General features: G+C 68.8%; 4 protein-coding genes and 1 pseudogene. 2 read left to right on the top strand and 3 right to left on the bottom strand.

Going from position 1 to position 6,507, the window contains the following annotated elements; translation table 11 throughout:
- From TSB10GB4_RS00105 to TSB10GB4_RS00095, 3 genes and pseudogenes are all read right to left on the bottom strand, one after another.
- Positions 1-1,715, bottom strand: a pseudogene (locus TSB10GB4_RS00105) (hypothetical protein); the annotation flags it as partial.
- 60 nt (positions 1,716-1,775) lie between these two features.
- Positions 1,776-3,542: an arginine--tRNA ligase gene (gene argS, locus TSB10GB4_RS00100; protein ID WP_186394063.1), complete on the bottom strand. Its 1,767-nt coding sequence runs from the start codon at positions 3,540-3,542 to the stop codon at positions 1,776-1,778.
- 53 nt (positions 3,543-3,595) lie between these two features.
- A complete protein-coding gene (locus TSB10GB4_RS00095; RefSeq protein WP_186394062.1) occupies positions 3,596-4,813 on the bottom strand; it encodes a deoxyguanosinetriphosphate triphosphohydrolase in 1,218 nt (405 codons plus the stop codon).
- 262 nt (positions 4,814-5,075) lie between these two features.
- Here TSB10GB4_RS00095 and TSB10GB4_RS00090 point away from each other — a divergent pair, with 262 nt between their 5' ends.
- Positions 5,076-5,471 (top strand): iron-sulfur cluster assembly accessory protein, encoded by a 396-nt coding sequence (locus tag TSB10GB4_RS00090; protein WP_186394061.1) that lies wholly within the window; start codon positions 5,076-5,078, stop codon positions 5,469-5,471.
- A gap of 38 nt (positions 5,472-5,509) precedes the next feature.
- Positions 5,510-6,301: an exodeoxyribonuclease III gene (gene xth / locus TSB10GB4_RS00085; RefSeq protein WP_186394060.1), complete on the top strand. Its 792-nt coding sequence runs from the start codon at positions 5,510-5,512 to the stop codon at positions 6,299-6,301.
- Positions 6,302-6,507 lie beyond the last annotated feature (206 nt).

Genomic DNA, 6,507 nt, shown 5'->3' with positions numbered 1-6,507 from the left:
CGGTAGCTCGTCTCCGTCGCCGGCTGTCCGGCCGGATCGGAAGGCGGCGCCAACTGGCTGGCATCCGCCGCATCCAGATCCCCGACGCCGCCGCCGGTGATCGGCGTCGTCGCCACCTGGCGCACGCCGTCGGCATCGGCGGTCGCGGCGGGGGCCTGCTGGGCCGGCGCGCCGGCCGGCTCGTCGGTGGAAATGATCGTGCCGTCGGGGCGCACCACCACGGTGCGGACCCGGCGCGGCCCGGCCGGCGTGCCGGCGGCGCGTTCGCTCTCGTTCGCCTCGGGAAGCGGCGCCGGCGGCAGGGTGGCGACCGGAGCCTCCTCCTCCTGCAGGACCAGCCGTTCCTCGCCGTCCGAGCCGACGCGGTCGTAGATCAGCTTGCTCTGGCCGTTGGCGGCCGGCGCCTGATTGTCGGGATAGACCTTCAGGTCCTCGCCCTCGGCGGTGATCACCGGCGGCGGACCGGAACTCTCGCCGCCGCCGATATTGGTCAGCGCGAAGACGCCGCCGCCCAGCACCACGACGCCGAGCACGGCGGCCGCGACATAGAGCCCGCGCTTCGACTTCGGCGCCGGCTCGGCCGCCTCCATCTCAAGCTGCGAATGCGGCGGCAGCACGCCATGGCCGCCCAGATGAGGGTTGCCCTCGCGCATCGCCTGCGCGACCTCGTCGAGATCGTAGCCGCCCGGCGGCGGCGGGGCTTCCGCCTCGGCCGCGAAAATATCGTCGACAGCCTCGTCGAAGGCGTCGCGGTAGCGAGCCGGCGCGCCATAGCCGCCGGCGTCGTCGTAACGGCCGTCCGCCGCCAGATCCTCGTCCTCGGCAATGAACTCCTCGGCGAGCAGGTCGTCCTCGCCCAGATCGTAGGCGTCCTGCTGTGCCTCGTCCTCGACCACTTCCCCGTCCCAGCCGGGCTCGGCGGCGCGCGGCGCGCCCAAGGCGCCGAGCAATTCGTCTTCCAGCGAGGCGGTCAGATCGTCGGTGAGGGAGCCAGAGGTGCGGGCGGGCACGGCCGGCTCGGCATAATAGGCTGCATCATAGGCCGCCTCGTCCGCCAGCACGTCCTCGTCGTCATAAGAGTCCTGTGCGTCGTAGCCGCCGGCCTGGCGCGGCGCGTAAGGGTCGGCCGCCTCGACGGCCTCTTCCGCATAGGCCTCTTCCGCATAGGCCTCCTCGGCATAGGCGTCTTCGGCATAGGCGTCGTCCGCATAGGCCGCATCGCCATGATCGGCCGGCCGGTGCCCATAGGCGAGGCCCTCGTCCTCCAGGGCCCGGTCCGCATAGACCTCGTCCACCAAGGGCTGCGGCTCCAGCGCGTCGAGATCGCGCTGGTCCTGCGGATAGCTGTCGTCGGCATGGTCCGCCGCGCCGCCCCGCGCATGGCTCTCCAGAGCATGGGTGTCGAAAGCCGGGGTCTCGAAAGCCTGGGGCTCGGGTGCGTAGGTGCCGAAATCGCTGGACAGCCCGGCCTCGAGCTCGCGCGCCCACGCCTCGTGGTCGACCAGGTCGCGGGATGCGTCATAGCTGCCCTGCGGCGCGTCCCCTTCGGTGCCGAGGGCGACCGGGCGATAGCGGGCATTGCCCTCGCTGACGATGCGGGCGAGTTCGACGAGCGGATCCTCCTCGAACCCGGCGCCCTGCCCGGACTGGCCTTGATCGGACGTGTAGCGATCGCCGCGCTGGCCCTGGACCGGATAGTTCGAGCGACTGGACATGGTGCTAGGGACTTCTCCGCTGACTGCGGCGCGCCTCGCGCACCGGCGATCCATCCCGCCCTATCGCATCTCCTCCGGAGCCGCCACGCCGAGAATGCCAAGGCCGGAGGCAAGAACGAGGGAGATCGCATGTACGAGACCCAGGCGGGCCAGTGTTGTTTGTCGATCTTCAGCGTTAATAAAACGTAATTGCGGCGAATCCTTGCCTTTATTCCATTGCGAATGCAGGGCGCTCGCCAGTTCGTGCAGGTAGAACGACACCCTGTGCGGCTCGTGTGCTTCCGCTGCGCTTTCCACCAGCCGCGGCCAGGCGGCCAGCTTGGCGGCGATGTCCCGCTCGCCCGAATCGGTCAGCCGCGAGAAGTCCGCCTTTCCAAGGGCTTGCGGCGAAACCGCGTCTGCGCCGAACTCCTCGCCGGCCTGGCGCAGCACCGAGCGGCAGCGGGCGTGCCCATACTGCACGTAGAAGACGGGATTGTCCTTCGACTGTTCCGTCACCTTCTGGAAGTCGAAGTCGAGCGGCGCGTCGTTCTTGCGGTAGAGCATCATGAAGCGCACCGGGTCGCGGCCGACTTCCTCCACCACATCGCGCAGCGTCACGAACTCGCCGGAGCGCTTCGACATGGTCACCTGCTCGCCGCCGCGATAGAGCTTCACGAGCTGGCACAGCCGCACGATCACCTTCGCCTCGCCCTGCGAGATCGCCCGGCCGACCGCCTCCAGCCGCTTGACATAGCCGCCATGGTCGGCGCCGAGGATGAAGATCATCTCCTTGAAGCCGCGCTGGTATTTCGACAGGAAATACGCCACGTCCGCCGCGAAATACGTGTAGGATCCGTCCGACTTCTTCAGCGGCCGGTCGATGTCGTCGCCATAGGCGGTGGCGCGGAACAGCGTCTGCTCGCGGTCCTCCCAGTCCTCCGGCAATTGCCCCTTGGGCGGCGGCAGCGTGCCCTCGTAGACGAGGTCGCGCGCGCGCAATTCGTCCAGCATCCGGTCGATCTGCGAGCCGTTGCCGCCCTCGCGCGCATGCAGCGAGCGCTCGGAGAAGAACTCCTCGTGATGCACGTTGAGCAGCGCCAGATCCTCGCGGATCAGCTCCATCATCGCGGCGATGGTGGCGTCCTTGACCAGCGCCAGCCGCGCGTCCTCCGCCATCGCCAGCAGGGCGTCGCCATACTGTTCGGCGAGCCTGCGCCCGACCGGCACCAGATAGTCGCCCGGATAGAGCCCTTCCGGGATCGCGCCGATGTCCTCGCCGAGCGCCTCGCGGTAGCGCAGGAAGGCGGAATTCGCCAGCGTGTCGACCTGCGAGCCGGCATCGTTGATGTAATATTCGCGGGTGACGTCATAACCGGCGAAATCGAGCAGCGAGGCCAGCGCATCGCCCACCACCGCGCCGCGGCAATGGCCCACATGCATCGGCCCGGTCGGGTTGGCCGAGACGTATTCGACATTGACCTTCAGCCCGCCGCCCATCTGCGAGCGGCCGTAGTCGGTGCCCGCCGCCAGGATCGCCGCCACCACCTTCGCCCACACGCCCTCGGTGAGCCGCAGGTTGATGAAGCCCGGCCCCGCCACCTCGGCGCTGGCGATGTCGTCGTTCTCCGCCAGCCGCGCGGCCAGTTGCTCGGCGAGCGCGCGCGGATTGACCTTCAGCGGCTTGGCCAGCACCATCGCGGCGTTGGTGGCAAGATCCCCGTGGGCGCTGTCGCGCGGCGGCTCGACGACGCAGCGCTGCAGCAGCTCGGCGCTGACCTTGTCGCCCGGATGCAGCTCGCGGATCGCCGCCCGGACCAGGTCGGCATAATGGCTGAAGATGTTCATGTCGGTCTTTCGGTTGAACGTCTGGCAAGTGGCGCGGAACGGACGGCGGCGACCTATCCCAATTCGGGTGTGCGGTCAAACAGCCGCAGATGTTCCTCGATGGCGAAACGGTCGGTCATGCCGGCGATGAAGTCGCAGACCCTGCGCGCCCGCCGCGCCTCGTCGGCCGCATCGAGGCCGCGGCGCCACTCCTCCGGCATCCGCTGAGGGTCCGCCATATAGCCGGCGAAGAGCTCGCGCACCACCGCCGCCACCTCCCGGCGCACCGCCAGCACGGATTCGTGCCGGTAGAGATTCGCGAAGAGGAACGCCTTCACCTCGCTCTCCCGCGCCGCCATCGCGTCCGAGAAGGTCACCACCGGCGCGCCCGCCGCGCGGATGTCCTCGACGCTGTGCGGGGCGAGCCGATCCAGCCGCCGCACCGCCTCGCCGATCACGTCTTCCACCATCCGGGTGATCGAGCGGCGGACGATCTCGTGGATGCGCCGCGCCTCCTCAAGTCCCGGATAGCGCGCGTCGACCTCGGCCAGGATATCGGCGAAGAACGGCACCTCGCCGAGTTGGTCCAGCGACAGCAGCCCGGCGCGCAACCCGTCGTCGAGATCATGCGCGTCATAGGCGATGTCGTCGGCGATCGCCGCGGCCTGCGCCTCCGCGCTCGGCCAGGTGTCGAGTCTGAGGTTCTGCTTCAGCGCGTGCTGAGCGATCGCGAAGGGCAGCCCGGTCTTCGCGAACTTTCCGAGCGGCGTGCCGTCGGCATCCGTCAGCGGGCCGTTGTGCTTGACGAGGCCCTCCAGCGTCTCCCACGACAGGTTCAGCCCGTCGAACTCCGCATAGCGCCGCTCCAGCAGCGTCACGATCCGCAGGGACTGGGCGTTGTGGTCGAAGCCGCCATAGGGCGCCATGCAGGCGTCCATCACGTCCTCACCCTCGTGGCCGAAGGGCGTGTGGCCGAGGTCATGCGCCAGCGCCAGGCATTCGGCGAGATCCTCGTCGAGCCTCAGCGCGCGGGCAAGCGAGCGGGCGATCTGCGACACCTCGATCGTATGCGTCAGCCGGGTGCGGAAGTGGTCGCCCTCGTGATAGACGAAGACCTGGGTCTTGTGCTTCAGCCGCCGGAACGCGGTCGAATGGATGATCCGGTCGCGGTCGCGCTGGAACGGCGTGCGCGTCGGGCTTTCCGGCTCGGGCACGAGCCGGCCGACGCTGTGCTCCGGGTCCGTGGCGTAGGGCGCGCGCGGCTGGGCTCCATAGCCAAGCGGTGCGGTCATGGGGGCTCCCCTGGTCGTTGCGCTCGCGCGTGCCGCCCGCGGTCTGGCCGGTGTCCGGCGCGGGCTCGCGCTGCCGCGCCATCCATGCGAGACTGTTGACGCATGCTCGCGCTGTTCATACCTATTCGGTAACCCCTTGCACAGGGCGGCATGCGAGCGAGCGGCGGAAATTTCGCCTCAGGCCCGCCAGCCGCCGCCCGGTGGCACCGCGGCGACGGCGCAGCAAGCGATCCGTCGCGGCGGCAGAAAGAGAGTGACGACCATGGCCGATCACATTGCTTCAGCGGATCAGGGCGCGACGACACAGGGCGCGACGACACAGGCCCCTACAGCCCAGGGCGTGGAACTGAGCGACGCCGCCGTGCGCCGCATCGCCCGCATCCTCGCTTCCGAGCCGGCGGGCACCAGCCTGCGCATCTCGGTCGAGGGCGGCGGCTGCTCCGGCTTCCAGTACAAATATGACCTTGTCACCGAGCAGGAAGAGGGCGACATCGTCCTTGCCCGCGACGGGGCCAGCGTCCTCGTCGATCCCGTCTCGCTGCAATACATGGAAGGCGCGGTCATCGATTTCGTCGACGACCTGATGGGCCAGTCCTTCCAGATCCGCAATCCGCTCGCCACCGCCGGCTGCGGCTGCGGCACCAGCTTCGCCATCTGACGGCGATCCTTTTCGCCGCGCATCACGGGACAACGCCGTTGAAAATCGCCACCTGGAACATCAACGGCGTCAAGGCGCGCCTCGACGCGGCGCTTGCCTGGCTGCGCGAGGCGGCGCCCGATGTCGCCTGCCTGCAGGAGATCAAGTCGGTCGACGAGGGCTTCCCGCGCGAGGCCTTCGAGGCGCTCGGCTATCATGTCGAGACCCACGGCCAGAAGGGCTTCAACGGCGTCGCCATTCTCTCGCGAACGCCGGTGAGCGAGGTTCTGCGCGGCCTTCCCGGCGACGGCGGCGACGAGCAGGCCCGCTACATCGAGGCGCGGATCGAAACGGAGGGCAGCGCCGCCCGCCCCTTGCGCGTCGGCTGCCTCTACCTGCCGAACGGCAATCCGCTCGGCACGGAAAAGTTTCCCTACAAGCTCGCCTGGATGCAGCGGCTGATCGCCCATGCCCGTGCGCGCCTTGCCGACGAGGAGCGTTTCCTGCTGCTCGGCGACTACAACGTCATCCCGCAGCCGATCGACGCGCGCAATCCGCAAAGCTGGGTGGACGATGCGCTGTTCCAGCCGGAAAGCCGCTCGGCCTTCCGCGCGCTTGTCGCGCTCGGCTTCACCGAGGCGGTGCGCGCGGTCAACACCGACGCGGATGTCTACACTTTCTGGGATTATCAGGCCGGCGCCTGGCAGAAGAACAACGGCATCCGCATCGACCATGTGCTGATGTCGCCGGAAGCCACCGACAGTTTCGAGGGCGCCGGCATCGACGCCCATGTCCGCGCCTGGGAAAAGCCCTCCGACCACGTCCCCGTCTGGGTCCGCCTCGCCGCGTGAGGGCGGGGCCTGCTGTCCGCCTCACACTCGCTGAGGGCACCTCTGGATCCCGTTGGGGTGGACGGCCCCCATCCGGCGCCGTTTTGCGCCAAGATGATGGTCCCAACACATCGAAGGAGCCGCCCAATGAACGAGATTACGCGCATCGGCATGGACACGTCCAAGCATCTCTTCCAACTCCACGGGGTTGATGCCGCCGGAGAGAC

It is taken from the genome of Stappia sp. TSB10GB4, from assembly GCF_900185745.1.
Classification (GTDB): Bacteria; Pseudomonadota; Alphaproteobacteria; order Rhizobiales; family Stappiaceae; genus Stappia.
Note: the sequence above shows the minus strand (reverse complement) of the source record. Positions and strands in the feature narration are given on the sequence as shown.

What these genes read in the sequence shown, in the direction of transcription:
- argS (WP_186394063.1), bottom strand. Translation starts at nt 3,542, where the DNA reads ATGAACATCTTCAGCCATTATGCCGACCTGGTCCGGGCGGCGATCCGC.
- TSB10GB4_RS00095 (WP_186394062.1), bottom strand. Translation starts at nt 4,813, where the DNA reads ATGACCGCACCGCTTGGCTATGGAGCCCAGCCGCGCGCGCCCTACGCC.
- TSB10GB4_RS00090 (WP_186394061.1), top strand. Translation starts at nt 5,076, where the DNA reads ATGGCCGATCACATTGCTTCAGCGGATCAGGGCGCGACGACACAGGGC.